At 70.6% G+C, this 19,875-nt stretch carries 18 protein-coding genes; 11 read left to right on the forward strand and 7 right to left on the reverse strand.

The window, feature by feature from the left end; genetic code table 11:
• Window positions 1-125: 125 nt before the first annotated feature.
• Entirely contained in the window at window positions 126-3,341 is a 3,216-nt protein-coding gene (locus tag ACTOQ3_RS17570; RefSeq protein WP_440084455.1) for a glycosyl hydrolase family 95 catalytic domain-containing protein, read from the reverse strand.
• Between the two features lie 467 nt (window positions 3,342-3,808).
• Between ACTOQ3_RS17570 and ACTOQ3_RS17575 the strand changes: the two genes are divergently transcribed.
• The 9 genes from ACTOQ3_RS17575 to ACTOQ3_RS17615 all read left to right on the forward strand — a co-directional run bounded on the left by ACTOQ3_RS17575 (window position 3,809) and on the right by ACTOQ3_RS17615 (window position 12,745).
• The gene (locus ACTOQ3_RS17575; RefSeq protein ID WP_440084456.1) at window positions 3,809-4,654 is read left to right on the forward strand and encodes a fumarylacetoacetate hydrolase family protein; all 846 of its coding nucleotides are present in this window, start codon (window positions 3,809-3,811) and stop codon (window positions 4,652-4,654) included.
• Window positions 4,651-6,027, forward strand: coding sequence for an L-fuconate dehydratase (locus ACTOQ3_RS17580; protein ID WP_440084457.1), 1,377 nt, complete (start codon window positions 4,651-4,653; stop codon window positions 6,025-6,027). The genes ACTOQ3_RS17575 and ACTOQ3_RS17580 overlap by 4 nt, the downstream gene beginning before the upstream one ends.
• A complete protein-coding gene (locus tag ACTOQ3_RS17585; protein ID WP_440084458.1) occupies window positions 6,020-6,766 on the forward strand; it encodes an SDR family NAD(P)-dependent oxidoreductase in 747 nt (248 codons plus the stop codon). Before ACTOQ3_RS17580 ends, ACTOQ3_RS17585 begins: the two co-directional genes overlap by 8 nt.
• 65 nt (window positions 6,767-6,831) lie before the next feature.
• Window positions 6,832-7,893 (forward strand): sugar ABC transporter substrate-binding protein, encoded by a 1,062-nt coding sequence (locus tag ACTOQ3_RS17590; RefSeq protein ID WP_440084459.1) that lies wholly within the window; start codon window positions 6,832-6,834, stop codon window positions 7,891-7,893.
• Window positions 7,893-9,389: a sugar ABC transporter ATP-binding protein gene (locus ACTOQ3_RS17595; RefSeq protein ID WP_440084460.1), complete on the forward strand. Its 1,497-nt coding sequence runs from the start codon at window positions 7,893-7,895 to the stop codon at window positions 9,387-9,389. The genes ACTOQ3_RS17590 and ACTOQ3_RS17595 overlap by 1 nt, the downstream gene beginning before the upstream one ends.
• Window positions 9,386-10,399, forward strand: a complete 1,014-nt coding sequence (locus ACTOQ3_RS17600) for an ABC transporter permease (RefSeq protein ID WP_440084461.1) — start codon at window positions 9,386-9,388, stop codon at window positions 10,397-10,399. Before ACTOQ3_RS17595 ends, ACTOQ3_RS17600 begins: the two co-directional genes overlap by 4 nt.
• 277 nt (window positions 10,400-10,676) lie before the next feature.
• Window positions 10,677-11,612, forward strand: a complete 936-nt coding sequence (locus tag ACTOQ3_RS17605; RefSeq protein WP_440084462.1) for an aldo/keto reductase — start codon at window positions 10,677-10,679, stop codon at window positions 11,610-11,612.
• Window positions 11,613-11,703: 91 nt separating this feature from the next.
• The gene (locus ACTOQ3_RS17610) at window positions 11,704-12,306 is read left to right on the forward strand and encodes a hypothetical protein (protein WP_440084463.1); all 603 of its coding nucleotides are present in this window, start codon (window positions 11,704-11,706) and stop codon (window positions 12,304-12,306) included.
• 40 nt (window positions 12,307-12,346) lie between these two features.
• Window positions 12,347-12,745, forward strand: coding sequence for a hypothetical protein (locus tag ACTOQ3_RS17615; RefSeq protein ID WP_440084464.1), 399 nt, complete (start codon window positions 12,347-12,349; stop codon window positions 12,743-12,745).
• A gap of 9 nt (window positions 12,746-12,754) precedes the next feature.
• Here the strand turns inward: ACTOQ3_RS17615 and ACTOQ3_RS17620 are convergent, their stop codons facing one another.
• Both ACTOQ3_RS17620 and ACTOQ3_RS17625 read right to left on the reverse strand, forming a co-directional pair.
• The gene (locus tag ACTOQ3_RS17620; protein ID WP_440084465.1) at window positions 12,755-12,979 is read right to left on the reverse strand and encodes a hypothetical protein; all 225 of its coding nucleotides are present in this window, start codon (window positions 12,977-12,979) and stop codon (window positions 12,755-12,757) included.
• Window positions 12,951-13,967 carry a TIGR03564 family F420-dependent LLM class oxidoreductase gene (locus tag ACTOQ3_RS17625; protein WP_440084466.1) on the reverse strand — a complete coding sequence of 339 codons (1,017 nt, stop codon included), beginning with the start codon at window positions 13,965-13,967 and terminating at the stop codon, window positions 12,951-12,953. The genes ACTOQ3_RS17620 and ACTOQ3_RS17625 overlap by 29 nt, the downstream gene beginning before the upstream one ends.
• A gap of 412 nt (window positions 13,968-14,379) precedes the next feature.
• Between ACTOQ3_RS17625 and ACTOQ3_RS17630 the strand changes: the two genes are divergently transcribed.
• Both ACTOQ3_RS17630 and ACTOQ3_RS17635 read left to right on the forward strand, forming a co-directional pair.
• Complete coding sequence (locus ACTOQ3_RS17630; protein ID WP_440084467.1) at window positions 14,380-14,736, forward strand: YciI family protein; 357 nt, start codon at window positions 14,380-14,382, stop codon at window positions 14,734-14,736.
• An 8-nt stretch (window positions 14,737-14,744) separates the two neighbouring features.
• Complete coding sequence (locus ACTOQ3_RS17635) at window positions 14,745-15,962, forward strand: RNA polymerase sigma factor (protein WP_440084468.1); 1,218 nt, start codon at window positions 14,745-14,747, stop codon at window positions 15,960-15,962.
• A gap of 1 nt (window position 15,963) precedes the next feature.
• On the opposite strand, the gene ACTOQ3_RS17640 is transcribed toward ACTOQ3_RS17635, so the two are convergent.
• The 4 genes from ACTOQ3_RS17640 to ACTOQ3_RS17655 all read right to left on the reverse strand — a co-directional run bounded on the left by ACTOQ3_RS17640 (window position 15,964) and on the right by ACTOQ3_RS17655 (window position 19,824).
• On the reverse strand, window positions 15,964-16,638 hold the full coding sequence (locus ACTOQ3_RS17640; protein WP_440084469.1) for a FadR/GntR family transcriptional regulator: 675 nt from the start codon (window positions 16,636-16,638) through the stop codon (window positions 15,964-15,966).
• A gap of 37 nt (window positions 16,639-16,675) precedes the next feature.
• Window positions 16,676-17,695, reverse strand: coding sequence for an MBL fold metallo-hydrolase (locus tag ACTOQ3_RS17645; protein ID WP_440084470.1), 1,020 nt, complete (start codon window positions 17,693-17,695; stop codon window positions 16,676-16,678).
• Between the two features lie 118 nt (window positions 17,696-17,813).
• Complete coding sequence (locus ACTOQ3_RS17650) at window positions 17,814-18,971, reverse strand: steroid 3-ketoacyl-CoA thiolase (RefSeq protein WP_440084471.1); 1,158 nt, start codon at window positions 18,969-18,971, stop codon at window positions 17,814-17,816.
• A gap of 244 nt (window positions 18,972-19,215) precedes the next feature.
• Entirely contained in the window at window positions 19,216-19,824 is a 609-nt protein-coding gene (locus ACTOQ3_RS17655) for a TetR family transcriptional regulator (RefSeq protein WP_440084641.1), read from the reverse strand.
• Between the last annotated feature and the right edge of the window lie 51 nt (window positions 19,825-19,875).

Below are 19,875 nucleotides of genomic sequence, written 5' to 3' on the forward strand. Positions count from 1 at the left end.
CGGCCCTCGGCACCGCACACGGTCGCGAGGCCCGGGACGCGTGGGTGCGTCCCGGGCCTCACGGGGGATTCAGAACCGGTTCCGACGGGGGAACCGGGGGTGGACCGCGTACGGGAGCGCCGGGGTCAGAACGCGATGTCGCGCCAGGTTCCCACCTCCGCGGCGGTCAGGGCCTTCGGCAGGATGGCCATGCGGTCGACCGCGCCGCTCAGGCGCTGGCCGCCGTCCTGGTCGGCGCCGAAGCGCAGCGGCCGGGAGGTGCAGCCGGTGATGCCGTCGTTGGTGGCCGTGCCGCCGCCGACCCGGGTGCCGTCGACGTAGGCGTTGATCACGCCGTTGCGGTCCATGGTGACGACGAGGTCGATGTAGCGGCCGGTCGGGATCGTCCCGCTCAGCCCCACGTTCTGCCCGGCGCCGATGAAGCGCAGGGTGTTGGAGGGGGTGAGGTCGACGATGATCCCGTCGGTGCCCGGGTTGCCGCCGGGCTGGGAGTCGAAGAGTCGCCGGTAGCCGGTCCCCTCGATCTTGACCTCGGCCGCGAACGTCGCCTCGGGCAGGTAGCCCAGCAGGGTGTTCCCGGTGGTGAGGTAGGTCGAGCCGTTCAGGACCAGCCCGCTGCCGCTCGGGGCCCCGGTGTCGTAGGTCGCGCCGCCGACGACGGTGGCGTTCCTGCCGCTGCCGGAGGTGTCGGTGACGGTCGTTCCCGACGTCGGGTCCCAGGCGACGACGGCCCGGTCCGCCGGGGGGGAGACGCACGGGTTGAGGCCGACGGCCGCCGAGCCGCCGGCCTTCCAGCCGCTTCCCGACAGCTCCGCCGCGACCCGCGCGGACCTGGTCCCGTTCGCGGGACCGACGGCCACCGAGAACGTGAAGGTCTTCGGGTTGCCCGGCGAGACGGCGGGCACCTCGATCGAGGCGGGGGCGGCGGTCCAGCCCTGCGGCAGGGCGAGGGTCAGCGTGCCGGCGGGCACGTTCTCCCGGCCGGTCGCGGTGACGGTGACGGTGACCGGGATCGACTCGCCGGCGCCCGCGACGACCGGGGCGGTGATCTTGACGGTCACCTCGTTGACGAGCGTGTAGGACCTGCCCGCCTTGGCGTCGATGGTGATGACGTCACCGTCGCGGTGCGGGGTGATCGTCCGGCCACGCTCGTCCTCGACGTGGTAGCGGCCACCGATCATGGCGGCGCGGACCTTGAGGGGGCCGGACGTCCCGGCGTGCACGGTGACCCTGTCGGCGTTGCCGTCCTTCCACGAGGCGTCCACGGTCACGTCGCCCCGGGCGCGCAGGCCGGTGACCGACCCGGTGGACCAGGCCGACGGCAGCGCGGGCAGCACGTGGACCGTGTCGTGCTGGCTCTGCAGCAGCATCTCGGCGATGCCGGAGGTCGCGCCGAAGTTGCCGTCGATCTGGAACGGCGGGTGGGTGTCCCACAGGTTGTCCAGCGTGGAGCCCTTGAGCTGCTCGCTGAGCATCTTGTGCGAGTGGTCGCCGTCCAGCAGGCGGGCCCAGAAGTTGACCTTCCACGCCTTGCTCCAGCCGGTGCCGCCGTCGCCCCGCGCGGTGAGCGAGATCTTGGCCGCCTCGGCCTCCGGGGTGCCGGCCGTGATCTGCCGTCCGGGGTGCAGGGCGAACAGGTGGGAGACGTGCCGGTGGGTGTTGCCCCGGTCGTCCAGGTCCTCCTTCCACTCCTGGAGCTGTCCCCAGGAACCGATCCTGATGCCCGGGTCGAGCTTGGCCAGCGCGGCCTTCACCTCGGACTGGAAGGCCTTGTCGGTCTTCAGCTCCTCGGCCGCCTCCAGGGTGTTGGTCAGCAGGTCGAAGACGATCTGCTGGGACATCGAGGCGCCCGCCGTGAAGTCGCCCTGCTCGGGGGAGTAGCTGGGGGAGACCACCAGCCTGCCGTCACGCGGGTCGGTGTAGAGGGTGTCCAGCCAGAACTCGGCCGCGCCCTTCATCACCGGGTACGCGGTCTTGCGCAGGTACTTGGTGTCGCCGCTGAAGCGGTAGTGGTCGTACATCTGCTGGGTCACCCACGCCGCCGCGTCGGGGAACCAGAACGAGGTGGCCCAGTTGTGCACGCCGGTGAAGCCGAACGGGTTGGTCTCGTTGTGCACCACCCAGCCGCGCGCCCCGAACATCTCCTTCGCGGTCTTCTGCCCGGGGGCGACCATCGACCGGATGTAGCTGTCGTACGGCTCGGTCGTCTCGGCGAGGTTGGTCTGCTCGGCGAGCCAGTAGTTCATCTGCAGGTTGATGTTGACGTGGTAGTCGGCCGACCAGGGGGGATTGGTGGAGTTGTTCCACACGCCCTGCAGGTTGGCCGGGAGCGACCCCTCCCTGGAGGAGGCGATCAGCAGGTAGCGGCCGTAGGCGAAGAACATCGCCTCCAGCGCCCGGTCGTCGGCCGAGGCGCCACCGGTGTACGCCGCGCGCAGCCTGTCCGTCGGGATGGCCGGGGTCTTCTGCCCGAGGTCCAGCTCGACCCGGTCGAACAGCTTCCGGTAGTCGGCCTGGTGCTCGGACCTGAGCTCCTCGTACGACTTGCGGGAGGCCCTGTCGACCGCCTTGGTCACCTTGGCGTGCGGGTCCACGGTCCGGTAGGCCGGGTAGACGTCGGAGTAGTCGGTGCCCGCCGACAGCACGAACACCGCGCTGTCGGCGTCCGTGACGGTGATCTTGTCGGTGCCGTCGGTGCGGGTGCCGCCCCGGGTGATCACCTGGACCTGCGACTCGAACCTCATGCCGTTGTCGGCGAGCACGCCCTTGACGGTGAGGCGGCCCTTGGAGACCGAGACCTGCTTGTCGTCACGAGGCGAGGAGGTGCGCAGCGTGAAGGAGACCTTGCCGCGCTTGTCGGCGGAGACCTTGCCGACGACGACGTTGCCGGGGTGGCTGGCGAAGTACTCGCGGGAGTGGGTCACCCCGTTCGCGGTGTAGCCGACCCTGGCGACCGCGTCGCGCAGGTCCAGCTCCCGTCGGTAGCCGGTGACGGTGTTCCCGGGGATCTCGGGCATGTCCAGCCAGAGGTCCCCGAAGGTCTGGTAGGCGCCGAAGCCGCTCTTGGGCTGGCCGAGCTTGGCCGCCACCGCCTCGGGGGACATCCTGCCGTCGCGGTCGATCTGTGCCCTGACCTCGGCGATCGCGTTCGGCCTGGGGGAGGTCCAGTTGCCGAAGTCGTAGCCGTTCGCGCCGGGGCCGCCGGTCCACAGGGACTTCTCGTTGAACTGGATCTGCTCGCTGTTCACGCCGCCGAACACCATGGCGCCCAGCGCGCCGTTGCCGATCGGCAGCGCCTGGGTCTCCCAGTCGGTGGCCGGTTTGTCGTACCAGAGCGTCAAGTCATCGGGTGTATTTGGCGTGGTCATATTTGCTGACGGCTCCGCGTTGGCCGAGCTCTGGCCGTATAACCCGGTGGCGAGGGTGAGAGCGGCGAGGAGTGCGACGCCGAGACGGCGTCGTGGGGGGCGGGGCAACGGATTCCTCCGATCACAGGGCGGGACTGTTTCAAGGAGATAGCACCGAAATTCCGCCGTAACAAGCCTCATCCTCCGATGTTTCTGGACGGTTGATCACTTTTGTGCCCCTCACCACCGCGAACGTCCCAGATGATCTCCATTTCCGTCCGCGCGAGGAAACCCGATGACTGGAGGTCAAAATTAGGGCACGATCCGGCATTACCCCTGTCAGCTGCGGTTTCTCCTCGATAACGGATCGGATGTATCGGCCGGTGAGGGGTTGACACCGGGGTTCGGCGTCGTTCAGCATCACGAGACAAGACATCCGATGTATCAACGAAGGGTGCGGTGTGAAGCTGCTGCGAGTGGGACCCGTCGGCCAGGAGCGACCGGCCGTCCTGGACGGGGCCGGTAATCTCCGCGAAATCTCGGAAGCCGAGATCGACGGGGCTTTCTTCGCTTCCGGGGGAGTGGCTCGCGTCCGAGAGGCGCTGGAGCGGGACGAGCTTCCCGTGCTGGACGCCGAGGGGCTGCGGATCGGCGCTCCGATCGCGCGACCAGGGAAGATCGTGTGCATCGGGCTCAACTACCGCGACCACGCGGAGGAGACGAACGCCGCGATCCCGGCCGAGCCGATCGTCTTCATGAAGGCTCCCAACACGATCGTCGGGCCCAACGACGAGGTGCTCATCCCCAGGGACAGCGTGAAGACCGACTGGGAGGTCGAGCTGGCCGTCGTCATCGGCGAGACGGCCCGCTACGTCGAGACGCACGAGGAGGCACTGTCCAAGATCGCGGGCTACGCCGTCTCCAACGACGTCTCCGAGCGCGAGTTCCAGCTGGAGCGCGGCGGCCAGTGGGACAAGGGGAAGTCCTGCGAGACCTTCAACCCGCTCGGCCCCTGGCTGGTCACCCCCGACGAGATCGCCGACCCGCAGGCCCTGGGTCTGCGCCTGTGGGTGGACGGCACGCGGTTCCAGAACGGCGACACCAAGAACATGATCTTCACGGTGGCGGAGGTCGTCCGCTACCTCAGCCGGTTCATGGTCCTCGAACCCGGTGACCTCATCAACACCGGCACCCCGGCGGGCGTCGCGCTCGGCCTGCCCGGCACGCCGTACCTGCGCGCCGGGCAGACCGTGGAGCTGGAGATCGACGGCCTCGGGAGCCAGCGACAGACCGTGGGGCAGGCATGAGCGACAGGATCGACACCCGCGAGGACGCGCCGGTCGAAGCCATCGTGGCCGAGGCGGCGGAGGAGGTTCTGGCGGGGGTCGGCGCGTACCGCGTCATCTCGATGGAGACCCACGACATCCGCTTCCCCACCTCGCTGGAGCTCGACGGCTCCGACGCGATGAACCCCGACCCCGACTACTCGGCCGCCTACCTGGTCCTGCGGACCGACGACGGGTTCGAGGGCCACGGCTTCGCCTTCACCATCGGGCGCGGCAACGAGGTGCAGACCGCCGCGATCAGGGCCCTGGAGCCGTACGTGCTCGGCAGGGACGTCGAGGACATGGGCGCGCTCTGGAAGGACATGGTCCACGACTCCCAGCTGCGCTGGCTCGGCCCGGAGAAGGGCGTCATGCACATGGCGATCTCCGCCGTGGTCAACGCGCTCTGGGACCTCAAGGCCAAGCGGGCGGGCAAGCCCCTCTGGCTGCTGCTGGCCGAGATGTCCCCCGAGGAGCTCGTCGAGCTTGTCGACTTCCGCTACCTCACCGACGCGCTCACCCCGCGGGAGGCGCTGGAGATCCTGCGCGCCGCCGAGCCCGGCAGGCGCGAGCGCGTGGCCCACCTGCGCGAGCACGGCTACCCGGCCTACACGACCTCCCCGGGGTGGCTCGGCTACGGCGACGACAAGCTGCGCCGCCTGTGCAAGGAGGCGATGGACGAGGGCTTCACCCAGATCAAGCTGAAGGTCGGCGCCGACCTGGAGGACGACAGGCGGCGGATGCGCATCGCCCGCGAGACCTGCGGCGAGGACTTCCCCATCGCGATCGACGCCAACCAGCGCTGGGACGTCGACTCCGCCATCGCCTGGGTGAACGCCCTCGCGGAGTTCCGCCCGCACTGGGTGGAGGAGCCGACCAGCCCCGACGACGTGCTCGGCCACGCCGCCATCGCCCGGGGCATCGCGCCCATCCCGGTGGCCACCGGCGAGCACGTGCAGAACCGCATGGTCTTCAAGCAGCTCCTGCAGGCCGGCGCGATCTCCTACCTGCAGATCGACGCGGCCCGCGTCGCCGGCGTGAACGAGAACGTCGCGATCCTGCTGCTCGCCGCCAAGTTCGGCGTCCCGGTCTGCCCGCACGCGGGCGGGGTCGGCCTGTGCGAGCTGGTGCAGCACCTGTCGATGTTCGACTACGTCGCGGTCAGCGGCTCGATGGAGGGCAAGGTGATCGAGTACGTCGACCACCTCCACGAGCACTTCGTCGATCCCGTGGTGATCGAGAACGGCGCCTACGCCGCGCCGAGCCGGCCCGGCTTCGGAGCGGCCATGCACGCCGCCTCGATCATCGACTACACCTACCCCGACGGCCCGGTATGGAGGTCCCTCAATGGGTGAGTTCGACGGCCTGCGCGCCCTGGTCACCGGTGGCGGCTCCGGCATCGGCCTGGCCACCGCCACCCTGCTCGCCGAGCGGGGCGCGAGGGTGGCCTCCCTCGACATCAACGCCTCCGGCGGCCCGTTCGTCGAGGTCAGGGCGGACGTCACCGACGAGGAGGCGGTCAACGCGGCCGTCGCCCAGGCCGTCGAGCGGCTCGGCGGCCTGGACATCCTGGTCAACAACGCCGGGATCGGCGCCGCCGGGACGATCGAGGACAACCCCTACGAGGAGTGGTTCAGGGTCCTGGACGTCAACGTCCTGGGCATCGTCCGGGTCACCCGGGCGAGCCTGCCGCACCTGCGCCGCTCGGCGCACGCCGCGATCGTCAACACCTGCTCGATCGCGGCGACGGCGGGACTGCCCCAGCGGGCGCTCTACAGCGCGTCCAAGGGGGCCATCCAGTCGCTGACCCTGGCGATGGCGGCCGACCACGTCCGCGAGGGCATCCGGGTCAACTGCGTCAACCCCGGCACCGCCGACACCCCCTGGGTGCAGCGCCTGCTCGACGCGGCACAGGACCCGGCGGCCGAGCGGGCGGCCCTGGAGGCCCGCCAGCCGATGGGCCGCCTGGTGAGCGCCCCGGAGGTCGCCGCGGCGATCGCCTACCTCGCGAGCCCGCTCGCGGCGGCCACCACCGGCACGGTCCTGGCCGTGGACGGCGGGATGCAGGGGCTCAGGCTCCGGCCGAAGTCATGACCGGGCTCCACGCGTCGGTCGAGAAATAATTCACCCCCCATACAGCTTTGAATCGAGGCAACGGTATGAAAATCGGACCCGCGGCGACAGGTGCGGCACTGCTCGCGATCTCCTTCACCCTCTCCGCCTGCGGATCGTCGGAGCCCGCCACCACCGCGGCCCAGCCCACCGGTGACGCGGCCGCCGCCCCCGCGGGCGCCAAGGTCGGAATCGACTTCCCCCGCACCGACTCCGACTTCTGGAACTCGTACAACAAGTACGTCCCCCAGATGGCGACCGAGCTGGGCGTCGACCTGATGCCGCCGACCAACTCGCAGAACGACGTGGCCAAGCTGGTCGCCAACACCCAGGCCCTGACCGGCCAGGGCGCCAAGGTGATCGTCATGGCCCCGCAGGACACCGGTGCCATCGCCTCCACGCTGCAGTCGCTGGAGGGCAAGAACATCCCCGTCGTCACCGTGGACACCCGCCCCGACAAGGGCAAGGTCTACATGGTCGTGCGGGCCGACAACAAGGCGTACGGCACGAAGGCGTGCGAGTTCCTCGGCGAGAAGCTCGGCGGCAAGGGCAAGGTCGTCCAGCTCATGGGCGCGCTCTCGTCGATCAACGGCCGTGACCGGGCCGAGGCGTTCCGCGGCTGCATGAAGGACAAGTTCCCCGGCATCACGGTCTTCGAGGAGCCGACCGAGTGGGAGGGCACGAAGGCCGCCTCCATGCTCCAGACCCGTCTCGAGCAGCACCCGGACATCAAGGGCGTCTACATGCACGCCGGAGGCGTCCACCTGGCCCCCACCCTCCAGGTGCTCAAGGCCAAGGGCCTGATCGTGCCGCCGGAGGACCCCAAGCACGTCTTCGTGATCTCCAACGACGGCATCCCGCAGGAGTTCGAGGCGATCCGCAAGGGCGAGATCGACGCCACGGTCTCCCAGCCGGCCGACCTCTACGCCAAGTACGCGCTCTTCTACGCCAAGGCCGCGGCCGAGGGCAAGACCTTCCAGCCCGGCCCGACCGACCACGACAGCACGATCATCCAGCTGCCGAACGGTCTCGAGGACCAGCTCCCCGCTCCCCTGGTCACCAAGGAGAACGTGGACGACCAGGCTCTCTGGGGTAACCAGGTCAAGTGATGACATCTTCCGTCAAGGCAGTCGAGGCGCTTGGGATCACCAAGCGCTTCGGCCCGACCACCGCGCTCAACGGTGCCGGGATCGCCATCAGCGAGGGGGAGACGCACGCGCTCGTCGGCAGGAACGGCGCGGGCAAGTCCACGCTGGTGTCGATCCTGACCGGGCTCCAGCGTCCCGACGAGGGCGAGGTCCGCTTCGCCGGGCAGCCCGCGCCGCCGCCGGCCGACCGGGACGCCTGGCGGCAGAGGGTCGCGTGCGTCTACCAGAAGTCGACGATCATCCCCACCCTGTCCGTCGCGGAGAACCTCTTCCTGAACCGCCAGACGGAGCGGGGCAGGATCAGCTGGCGGAGCCTTCGCACGCGGGCCCGCCAGTTGCTCGAGCAGTACGGCGTGGACGTCGACGCGGAGACCATGGCCGGAGACCTGGGGGTCGAGCAGCGCCAGTTGCTGGAGATCGCCAGGGCGCTGTCGTTCGGCGCCCGGTTCATCATCCTGGACGAGCCCACCGCGCAGCTCGACGGCCCGGCCATCCAGCGGCTCTTCGACCGGATGCGCTCCCTGCGCGAGCAGGGCGTCACGATGATGTTCATCTCCCACCACCTGGAGGAGGTGTACGAGATCTGCCAGAGCGTCTCGGTCTTCCGTGACGCCCGGCACATCGTCACCGCCCCGGTCGGCGACCTGCCCCACGACCGGCTCGTGGACGCGATGACCGGCGAGGCCACCGCCGCCTACGAGTACCGCACCCGGACGGTCGCCCCCTCGGCCCCCGTGGTGCTGTCCGCGCGGGCACTCAGTCTCGCCGGGCGCTACGAGGACGTGGACCTCGCCGTCAGGGCGGGGGAGATCGTCGGCCTCGCCGGTTCCGGCAGCAGCGGCAAGGTCGGTCTCGCCGAGACCCTGGTCGGCCTGCACCGGGCCGACACCGGGACGGTGACCGTCAACGGCACCGACATCAGGCAGGGCGACGTGCCCTCCGCGCTCCGCGCCGGGCTCGGGTTCGTCCCCCAGGACAGGCACCACCAGGGTTTCGTGCCGCTGCTCTCGATCGCCGAGAACGCGACCATCCCGATCGCCCACAAGCTCGGCCGCTACGGCGTGGTCTCCCCGGCCCGCCGCCGCGAGCGCGGCACCCGGATGATCGACCTGCTGGACATCAAGACGACGGGCCCCGACCAGCAGGTGGCCGACCTGTCCGGCGGCAACGCCCAGAAGGTGGTGCTGGCCAGGGCGCTCGCCGACGACCCGAACGCGCTCGTGGTGATCAACCCGACCGCCGGGGTGGACGTCAAGGCGAAGCACTCCCTGCTCGGCGCCGTGGAGGACGCGGCCGAGCGGGGGGCGGGGGCCGTCCTGGTCTCCGACGAGCTCGACGACCTGCGAATCTGCGATCGCGTCCTCGTCATGTTCCACGGCAGGATCGTCAAGGACGTGCCGCGCGGCTGGACCGACAACGAGCTGGTGGCGGCGATGGAAGGTATCGAGCACTCATGACCACGACAAAGACCCCCCCGCCCGTGCTGGCGGCCCCGCAGGGCCGCCGCGTCCAGCTCGGGCGGTTCCGCGACCTCACCCTGGTCCCGGTGATCGTCGTTCTGCTGATCGCCGGCTCCTTCGTGGACCCGGTCTTCCTCACCACGGGCAACCTGACCAACGTGCTGCAGCAGCAGTCGGCCCTGGCGCTGGTGGTCCTCGCCGAGGCGCTGATCCTGATCGCGGGCAAGTTCGACCTGTCGCTGGAGTCCACGGTCGGCATGGCGCCCGCCTTCGGCGTGATGCTGGTCATCCCGGTGGCGGCCGGAGGGTTCGGCCTGGAGCTGCCCGGCATCCTGGCCATCCCGCTGTGCCTGCTGGTCGGCGGCCTGGTCGGCGCCTTCAACGGCTTCCTGATCCTGCGGTTCCAGCTGTCGGCCTTCATCGTCACGCTGGCCATGATGATCGTCGTGCACGGCCTCCAGCTGGGTCTCACCCAGGGCAAGAGCCTGTTCGAGCTGCCCGAGTCGTTCCTCTACCTCGGCAGCGCCCGCTGGCTCGGCCTGCCGGCGGCCATCTGGATCACCGGCGTCCTCTTCGCGGTGGCCATCGTCGCCCTCGGCTACTTCCGGGGTGGCCGCTCGCTCTACGCCATCGGCGGCAACGCCGACGCCGCCCGCGCGGCCGGCATCAGGGTCGAGCGGGTCCTCTGGGTCGTCTTCGTCATCGGCGGGATCGTCGCCGCGCTCGCCGGAGTGCTGGAGACCGGCCGGCTGGGCGGCATCAGCGCCAACCAGGGCGTCGGCTGGATCTTCATGGCCTTCGCCGCGGCCGTCATCGGCGGCGTCAGCATGGACGGCGGCAAGGGGACGATCCTCGGCGCGCTCACCGGTGTCCTGGTGATCGGCCTCGTCGAGAACATCCTGACCCTGAAGGGCGTCCCCGGCGAGTGGAAGCAGCTCGTCTACGGCTCGATCATCCTGGTCGCCCTGATGATCAGCCGCCTGGCGGGCGGCAAGGCCCAAGACTGACGCGGCCGCCTCGACGGGGGCGTGAGCCTTTGGCGCAGGGGCGTGAGCCTTCGACAAGGGCGGGAGCCTTCGACGGGGCGTGAGCCGCGTGGACGCGCAGCCCGTACGGGGACGTGAAGCCGTACGGGCGCGAGGCCCGCGCGAAACCCTGGGCCCGTACGGGTGGTGGAGCCCACGCGGACACGTGTGGAAATGGATGACCACCCGCGAGGCATGAAGCGATACAAATGCATCAAGCGGCATGAGAGCCATGAAGCCGTACAGAACGGAGCAAGCGGTGCAGGTCAGCAGATACGGCTTCGGCACGGCCCCGATCGGGAACCTGTTCTCGGAGGTCGGCGAGGACACGGCGCGCGCGGCGGTGGACGCGGCCTACGAGGCGGGGATCCGCCTGTTCGACACCGCGCCCCACTACGGGCTCGGCCTGTCGGAGCGGCGTCTCGGCGCCGCCCTGGCGGAGAGGCCCCGCGACTCCTACGCCCTGTCCACCAAGGTCGGCCGCCTGCTCGTGCCCGCCACCGGCGAGGGCCCCTTCGGCCGGGACGACCAGGGCTTCGACGTTCCCGCCGACCTGCGCCGGGTGTGGGACTTCTCGCGGGGCGGGGTGCTGCGGTCGCTGGAGGAGAGCCTGGAGCGGCTCGGTCTCGACGCGGTCGACATCGCCTTGATCCACGACCCGGACGACCACTGGGAGCAGGCCGTCTCCGAGGCGTACCCGGCCCTGGCCGAGCTGCGCGACCAGGGCGTCGTCAAGGCCGTCGGGGCCGGCATGAACCAGACGGGAATGCTCGCCCGGTTCGTCCGCGAGACCGATGTCGACATGGTCATGCTCGCCGGGCGCTACACCCTCCTCGACCAGTCGGGCGAGGACGAGCTGCTGCCGCTGTGCGCCGAGCGCGGCGTCTCGGTGCTCGCCGCCGGGGTGTTCAACAGCGGCCTGCTGGCCACCCACGACCCGTCGGGCACCTACGACTACGCCCCCGCCCCCGGCCCGCTCCTGGAGCGCGCCCGCCGCATCGCCGCCGTCTGCGAGCGCCACGACGTCACCCTGCCCCAGGCGGCCCTCGCCTTCCCCCTGCGCCACCCCGCCGTCGCCAGCGTGGTCATCGGCGCCCGCTCCGCCGCCGAGGTGACCCGCAACGCGGAACTGACCGCCAAGCCCGTCCCCGAGGCCCTGTGGGCCGACCTCGCCGCCGAAGGCCTCATCCCCTGAACGCGCCGCGGCAGGGGAGCCCGAGATCCTGCTGATTCCCGATTTTGGGCCAGAATCAGGGAGTAGTATGAGGCGGGAAGGAGGCCTCCTCATGGTTGATGCCAAGCCCGGGAAAGCTTCGGCGGGAGCGGTCAAAAAACGGAAGCATCGGGCGGCGTCGGCGCGGGGCGATCACGAGAGGGCCGGTGCGACGCAGACCCTTCGCAGGAAAGAGGTCGAGGAGCGGGCCGCACTGGCCCTGTTCGACCAGGCGCAGCGACTGGACGGAGTGGCCGCCAGCACCCACGAGGCCGACACTCGTGACACGGTCAGGGAAGTCGTTCACGACCTGCTCGCTCATGCCGAGCCGGTGCGAGCGACGGTCGCGGCCAAGCTCCTTGGTGTTGACGAGAAGACGGTTCGCGCATGGGTCGGGGAAGGGCTGCTCACGCAGGTCAGGGGAAAGCCACGACTGATGCTTGAGGCCGAACGCCTTTACGCCGTGGCGACCCTTGTCCAGGACCTGCGCCGGGTCGGCCGTACCCGCAATCTCGCCGAGGCCGTCTGGCGCCGCTTGCAGGACCAGGAGTTTCTGGAGAGTGACCAGCTGGCTGACGGTCTTCGGCAGATGAGCCAGAACGAGGGCCGCCCGTGGCGGGAGATCCGGGCGGAGTGGGGTTCCAGGAACTCGGAACCGGCCGCTGACGAAGACTGAGGTCTATCTCTCCGTTCTCGCGGAGAAGCAGGCCGAGACGTTGCGCGGAGCTGACCTGAGAGCCTTCGTCGCTTTCGTCGGTGATCTGGAAGCGCGAGGTTGCGCGGCTCTCGGCTATCGACTCACCGGAGAGATTCCGGTGAACCGCCTGTGCGTCAAGCACTTGAGAGCGGCCATGCGCGTCGTGGTCGCGTTCGAGGGCCTGGGCCGTTCATGGATTCTGATGTTGGGACCTCATGACGAGCGCAACCGCACACATGACGTCTACACCTCGCTGTGGCAGGTGTGCGGGCTGCACGAACCGCCGGTGGGCGAGCGCACCAAGCCCGCTTGCTGTGATGGTGACGGCGCCGGCCCGAACCTGACGGAAATCGACGATCCGGTGGCTCGTTGTCGTGATCTTGCGAAGCCGTCTCGTCGGCGTGGGCGTGAGAACTGACCGCCACGATTACGTCGGCACCGGTCTGGTGTGTTCTATTGGAGGTTCGCTGTCCGGAACGGCTGCACTCCGCCTCGGACTCATCGCCGTGGTCGGTGATGTCCCGGTGACCAGCACGGCGTCGGGGAGGCGGGGCAGGGCCCGCAGGTAGTCCATGATCCGGGTGGCGCGCCGGGTCGTCCGTTCGCCGTCGTCCAGGTGCAGGTCACCGATCTGCGCGAGCATCGTCGTCATCGTGTCGTTCCCCTCTCGCGGCGGGCACCGCCGCCGGTCCGTGCCGGTGTCCTGAGGCCAGCTCGCCGAGCAGTTTCCAGGTGCGGCGCTCGTCCTCCGCGGAACCGATCGCGGTCTGGGTGTAGACGAGTTCGGTCACGCCCGCCTCGAAGTACGCGGTCACCTGGTCCGCGAGGAGTTCCTCGTCTCCGATCGCCACCAGATCGGCGGGATGGTCGACGCCCTCGCGGTCCAGTGCCGCGCGATAGGACGGGATGGTCCCGTAGTACCCCATGTTCTCCTCCGCGCGGGCCCGGGCGCCCGCCACGTCGGCGGTCACCACGCCGGAGACGATCGCGGCGACCCGGGGCGCCGGCCGCCCGGCCGCCTCCGCGTACCGGGCGATGGTCGGCACGGTGTACTCGGCCAGCGTGCGCGGGCCGGACAGGATCGGCAGCGCGCCGTCGGCGAGTTCGCCCGCGGCGCGCAGGGTCTGCTCGCCCGCCGCCGCGACCAGCACCGGCACCCGCGGCCGCGCGCCCGGCACGCTCGCCGGTAGGGAGGTCCTGGCGACCAGCGTCTCGCCGCCCAGGTTCGCGGTGCCGTTCTCGAAGAGGTCGCGCAGCACCTCCAGGTACTCCCGCAGATGCCGGATCCTGGGGTGCGGCGCGATCCCGTAGGTCTCCTCGACGAACGACTTGATCGACAGCCCGACGCCCAGCGTGAAGCGCCCGTGGCCGGCCGCCTGTGCGGTCTGGGCCTGCATCGACATCGCGATCGGGTGCCGCGGGTAGATCGGCACGATCGCGGTGCCGACGTCGATGCCGGGCACCTCGCGCGCGGCCAGCGCGGCCACCGTGATGGCGTCGTGGTCGAACCGCTGGGTGAACCAGGCCGAGGTCAGCCCCGCGGCGGCGAGTTCCCTCACCTCGCCGACCAGGGTGTCGACGGAGTTGGCCGCGGCGGACAGCCGCGTGTGATCGGTGGGCAGCGCGACACCGATGCGCATGGCGTACTCCAATCGTTCGGCCGGAGGAGTCGGCCATAAATCTTTACCTGGTTAATGTATTGCCTGAGGAAAGTGTTTTGGTCCCACCTCCCCTCCGAGTCCGTGGTCGTGAGTTCTCCGTCCGGCGGCTCGGGGCCCTCCGCGGGGTGCATGCTCAGCCTCCGGGGAGCCGATCCACCCGGAGCGCCGGTTCCGGGAAGATCGTGTTCTTGGGGACGGAGATGGTCACGACACCTGCGAACACAGGCGAACGAGAGGGGAAACCCGGCTCGGCGTCTGAGCACGGTTCCGTGTCGGGGCGGAAATATCTTCGAAGGACGCCGCGCCCGGTGTCGAATGCGCCCGGCGCCGTTCGTGTGACGGGTAGGAAGGCGGCGACGGCGCCGCACCGGTCGTCCAGGAGGAACGCGCGATGAAACAGTATCTGCTCAGCATTTACCAGCCCGGCGGAGGTTCTCCCGGTCCCGAGGTACTGGGGCCGATCGCCCGGAATCTGGAGATCCTGGAACAGGAGATGAAGGACGCCGGTGCGTGGGTCTTCTCCGGCGGCCTGCACTCCCCGGACACGGCGACCGTGATCCGGGTGAAGGACGGCGACACGCTCATGACCGACGGCCCGTACACCGAGGGCAAGGAACACCTCGGCGGGTTCACGGTCGTCAGGGCGCCCGACCTCGACGCGGCGCTCGAATGGGGTCGCAGGCTCGCCCTGGCGATCGGCCTCCTCCCGATCGAGGTGCGGCCGTTCCAGGGCGAGGTGGACGGCTGACGTCCGGTATGCCGGGCGTCCCCGCCTCGGAGATCGACCGCGTGTTCCGTGCCGAGTACGGGCGCGCGGTCGCGGTCCTGGTGCGTCTCCTCGGCGACATCGATCTCGCCGAGGAGGCGGTCCAGGACGCGTTCACCGTCGCGGCGGGCCGGTGGCCCTCCACCGGCCTGCCGCCGAGCCCGGCGGGGTGGATCATCACCACCGCCCGCAACAGGGCGATCGACCGCTTCCGCCGGGAGGCGACCCGCCAGGACCGTCACGCCCAGGCGGCCCTGCTGCACGCCGGGGACGAACCGCTGGAGGAGAGCGCCGTGCGCGACGACCGGCTCCGCCTGATCTTCACCTGCTGCCATCCCGCGCTCGCCGCCAACGCCCGGGTCGCGCTGACCCTGCGGCTGCTGGGCGGGCTCACCACCGCCGAGATCGCCAGGACCTTCCTGGTGCCCGAGCCGACCATGGCCCAGCGCCTGGTCCGGGCCAAGAACAAGATCCGTGACGCGGGGATCCCGTACCGTGTCCCGGCCGAGGCCGATCTCCCTGACCGGCTGCGGGCCGTCCTGGCCGTGGTGTACCTCATCTTCAACGAGGGCCACACGGCGAGTTCGGGCGAGCGGCTGGTGCGCGAGGAGCTCTGCGCGGAGGCCATCCGGCTGGGACGGCTCCTGGCCGAGCTCATGCCCGGCGAACCCGAGGTCATGGGGCTGCTCGCGCTCATGCTGCTCGTCGACTCCCGCCGGGCCGCCCGCACCACGCCGGACGGCGACCTGGTGCTGCTGGCGGACCAGGACCGGGGCCGCTGGGACCGCGACCTGATCACCGAGGGCCAGGCCGTCGTCCGGTGGTGCCTGCGGCGCGACCGGCCCGGTCCGTACCAGATCCAGGCCGCGATCAACGCCGTCCACAGCGACGCGCCGAGCGCGGCCCTCACCGACTGGTGGCAGATCCTGGCGCTGTACGACCTGCTCCTGGCCCTGGCCCCCAACCCGGTGGCGGCCCTCAACCGCGCGGTCGCGGTGGCCGAGGTCGAGGGGCCGGGGGCGGCGCTCACCCTGGTCGACGGCCTCGACCTGGACGGCTACCACCTGTTCCACGCCGTCCGCGCCGACCTGCTCCGGCGTCTGGGCCGCACCGCCGAGGCGGCGCGGGCCTACGAGGCGGCGATCGCCCGCACCGGCAACGCGGCCGAGCGCGACTTCCTGCGGCGCACCCGGCAGGCGCTCACCTGAGTCAGGCGAGGGCGCTGCGGAGCCACTCCTCGACGCCGGCGATGTGGACCGTGGCCCAGGCCCGCGCCACCTCCGGCTGGCGGGCGGCGATGGCGTCGCAGATCGCGGTGTGCTGCTCGCGGGTCTTCTCCAGGGCGTTCTCCTGGGTGAGGCCCCGCCAGATCCTGGCCCTGGTGGTGGGCCCCGAGAGGCTCTCGATGAGGGAGCACAGCACCGCGTTGCCCGAGCCCGCCGCGATGCGCTGGTGGAACTCCAGGTCGTTGGCGACCAGCTGCTCGACGCTCGGGTCGGGAGGCAGCTCGTCGAGGATCTTGCGCAGCTCGGCGACCTCGGACTCGGACATGCACGTCGCCGCCATCGCGGTCGCCGCGGGCTCCAGGATCCGCCGGACCTGGAAGAACTGCAGCACGGTGTCGTCCTGGTGGAAGTCGACCACGAACGACATCGCGTCGAGCAGCAGCCTCGGCTCCAGGCTGGTCACGTACGTGCCGTCGCCCTGGCGCACGTCCAGCACGTTGATCAGGGCCAGGGCTCTGACGGCCTCGCGCAGCGAGTTGCGCGACAGTCCGAGCCGATCGGCCAGGTCGGCCTCCTTGGGCAGCCTGCTGCCCGGGGCGAGCTCGCCAGACAGGATCATCTGCTTGATCTTGTCGATAGCGGCGTCGGTGACCGCCACTCTGCACCGTCCTCAGGTCGCGCCAGACATCCGATGTCTATGAGTGTATGGCGAACCGGACCGGATCCACTCCCGTCGCGCGGCGGATGATTCCGCGAACCTCCAGCGTGCGCAGGTGGGCCGCGGCCTCTCCGGCCGCCATCCCGCGCAGTACGGGAGGAAAGTCCTCCCACGGGCGATTCCAGGTCATACGTCCAGCTATCTCCCAAATAGTGAGAGGTCCCTCGGCCTCGGCGAGCAGGGCGGCCAGCCGTCGGAGCTTCTCCTCGTGGTGGACGACGATCTCCGTCGCCCGAGCCCCCGTGTCCTGAAATATCCATTCATGGGCGGGGAGAGCTTCGAGCCGGCCCAGGCCCTTCACCTTCTCCAGCGACTCCAGGAAGTCGCTGAGCGGATCCACGTCCGCGCGGTCGTACGGGTAGATCCCGATGTGCGGCGTGATCGCCGGCAGCACGTGGTCCCCGGTGAAGATCCGGTCGGCGTCCTCAAGGTGCAGGCAGACGTGGCCGGGCGTGTGACCGGGCGTCCAGATCGTCCGGAGCCTGCGCCCCGGCAGGTCGATCAGGTCGCCGTCGGTGAGGACGCGGTCGGGTACCGCGGGCGGCTGCGGCCGGTTCCCCGTCACCTCCTCCACCTCGACGGTGCCCGCTCCCGCCCGGCGCAGCATGTCGGCCTGGAAGTCGCGGTGCGCGTCCCCCTGGAAGTTCCGCATGAACCCGATCAGCGCGGCGTCGGCCTCGTGCATGGCGATCCACGCGCCGGACTCCTCCCTGACCTGACCGGCCAGCCCGGCGTGGTCGGGATGGAAGTGGGTCACGACCACGCCGCGCACGTCGCGGACGTCCATGCCGACCGCCCCCAGCCCGTCGCGCAGCGCCAGCCACGCCTCGGGGGCGTTCCAGCCCGCGTCGACCAGCACGGGACCGGCGGGGGACTCGATCGCGTAGACGAGCGTGTAGCCGAGCGGGTTGCCCGGGATCGGGACGGGCACGCTCCACACCCCGCCGCCGGTGTCGAACGGGCGCTGCTCGCTGTACGGCCTGCGGAGGGATTTCAACGGTGGCGCTCCTTGTGCGGCCTGCGGGATTTCAACGGTGGTGCTCCTTGTGCGGCGCCGCTCAAGACGCTCCAGGGGATCGGCGCCGTTCGCGGGTGTCCCGGGGCGGCGATGCCGTTCAGAGGCGCTCCAGGACGGTCGCGGTCGCGAGCGCCCCGCCCGCGCACATCGACACCAGCGCGGTCGAGGAGTCGGACCGCTCAAGCTCGTGCAGGGCGGTGGTGATCAGTCGGGATCCGGTCGCTCCGACCGGATGGCCGAGCGCTATGGCGCCGCCGTTGACGTTGACCCGTTCCATGTCCGGCTTGTGCACCGATGCCCAGGATAAGACCACCGAGGCGAAAGCCTCGTTCACCTCGAACCTGTCGATGTCGGCCGTACTCATCCCGGTCGCGGCCAGCACCCTGGCGGTCGCGTCCACCGGCCCGTCCAGGTGGTAGTACGGCTCGGAGCCGACGAGCGCCTGGGCGAGGACGCGCGCCCGGGGCCGCAGGCCGTGCCGGGCGGCGGCCTCCTCGCTCATGAGGAGCACCGCCGCCGCGCCGTCGGAGATCTGCGAGGAGGTGCCCGCCGTGTGCATGCCGTCCTCGCCCATGACGGGCCTGAGCCCGGCCAGCCCCTCGACGGTGGTCTCGCGCAGTCCCTGGTCCCTGTCGACGACGCGGGTCTCGCCGGTGGGCACCCCGTCCTGGCCGAGGACCGGCGCGGTCACCGGGACGACCTCCCGGTCGAAGCGTCCCCGGGCCCACGCCTCCGCGGCCAGGCGCTGGGACCTGGCGCCGAACCGGTCGAGCCGCTCGCGGGTCAGCCCGCGCCGCCGCGCGATCCGCTCGGCGGCGGTGAACTGGTCGGGCAGGTCGATGGCCCAGTCGTCGGGCCGGGGATCGGCGGGCAGCACGTTGGAACCGAGCGGCGCCCGGCTCATCACCTCGACGCCGCAGGCCACGCCGACGTCGATGACCCCGGCCTGGATGAGCGCCGCGACCAGGTGCACCGCCTGCTGCGAGGAGCCGCACTGCGCGTCGACCGTGGTCACGCCCGTCTGGTACGGCAGCCCGGCGTAGAGCCAGGCGTGCCGCCCGACATGGCCGCCCTGCTCTCCGGCCTGCGTGACGCATCCGGCGAAAACCTGCTCCACGGCGGCGGGATCGATGCCCGATCTGCCGATCAGGCCGTTGAGCGCCGCGGCGAGGACCGCCTGCGGCTTCAGCCCGGCGAGCCATCCGTTGCGCCTGCCGATCGGGGTCCTCACGGCCTCGACGATCACCGCACCCATAACGATCTCCTCGCCATCCGGGTCGGAGCTCGCGGCCGCCGGGCGGCCGTTCCCGCCGATCCGCCCGCTCGCGCGTCGCTCCAGAACGTCGCTCTAGTCGCTTCCGCCACCGACTGTAACGGGTTCTAGTTTCAGGCGGAAGGAGCGGCGGGGTTTCCGGTGGCAGGGGCTCCGGCGAACAGCGCCTCCGGTGGCACGGGGCCTCCGGCAACAGCGCCTCCGGTCCGGTGGGACGGGGGCGGACTCAGCCGGAGGGGGAGGACCGGAAGTCGGCCAGCAGGCGTCCGGCGGCGATCTCGATGCGGCGCTGGATCTGCTCGTACGTGCGCCGGCCCCTGAGCATCTCCATGAGTTCGTGCACCCAGACGCTGGACAGCGAGCCCGCCAGGGCGAACTGCTCCTCGGTGGCGGTCTCGACGGTGAGGTCGTCCCCGGCGACGCGGAGCAGCAGGCCCGCCATGCGGTCGCCGAACGGTATGTCGACATCGGCCATGATCAACGAGCGGATGAGCGCGTCGGCGAGCTCGGGCTCGCGCATCAGGCCCCGGGTGGCGCGCATCAGGACGTCGACGGCCCGGCCCGAGGCCGTGGTGGCGTTGGGCGGGCGGCGCTCGATGCTGGTCTCCAGGAGTTCGATCTCCTCGCCGACGACGGCGACGACGAGATCCATCTTGGAGGGGAAGTATCGGTAGAGCGTTCCGAGCGCGACCCCGGCACGCTCGGCGACGGTCCGCATCTGCATCGCCTCGACGCCGCCCCGCGAGGCGAGGGCGGCGGCGGCCTGGACGATGCGCTTGCGTCGCTGGTGCTGACTCCTGGTGCGGACACCTGTGGACGCCGATTCGCTCTGCATGCCGGATGCCCCCTCGGTCGTGGCCGGATCGGCGTCGCTCGGGGCGTGCCT

Origin of the sequence: Streptosporangium sp. LJ11, assembly GCF_051918945.1 — a bacterium.
Lineage (GTDB): Bacteria > Actinomycetota > Actinomycetes > Streptosporangiales > Streptosporangiaceae > Streptosporangium.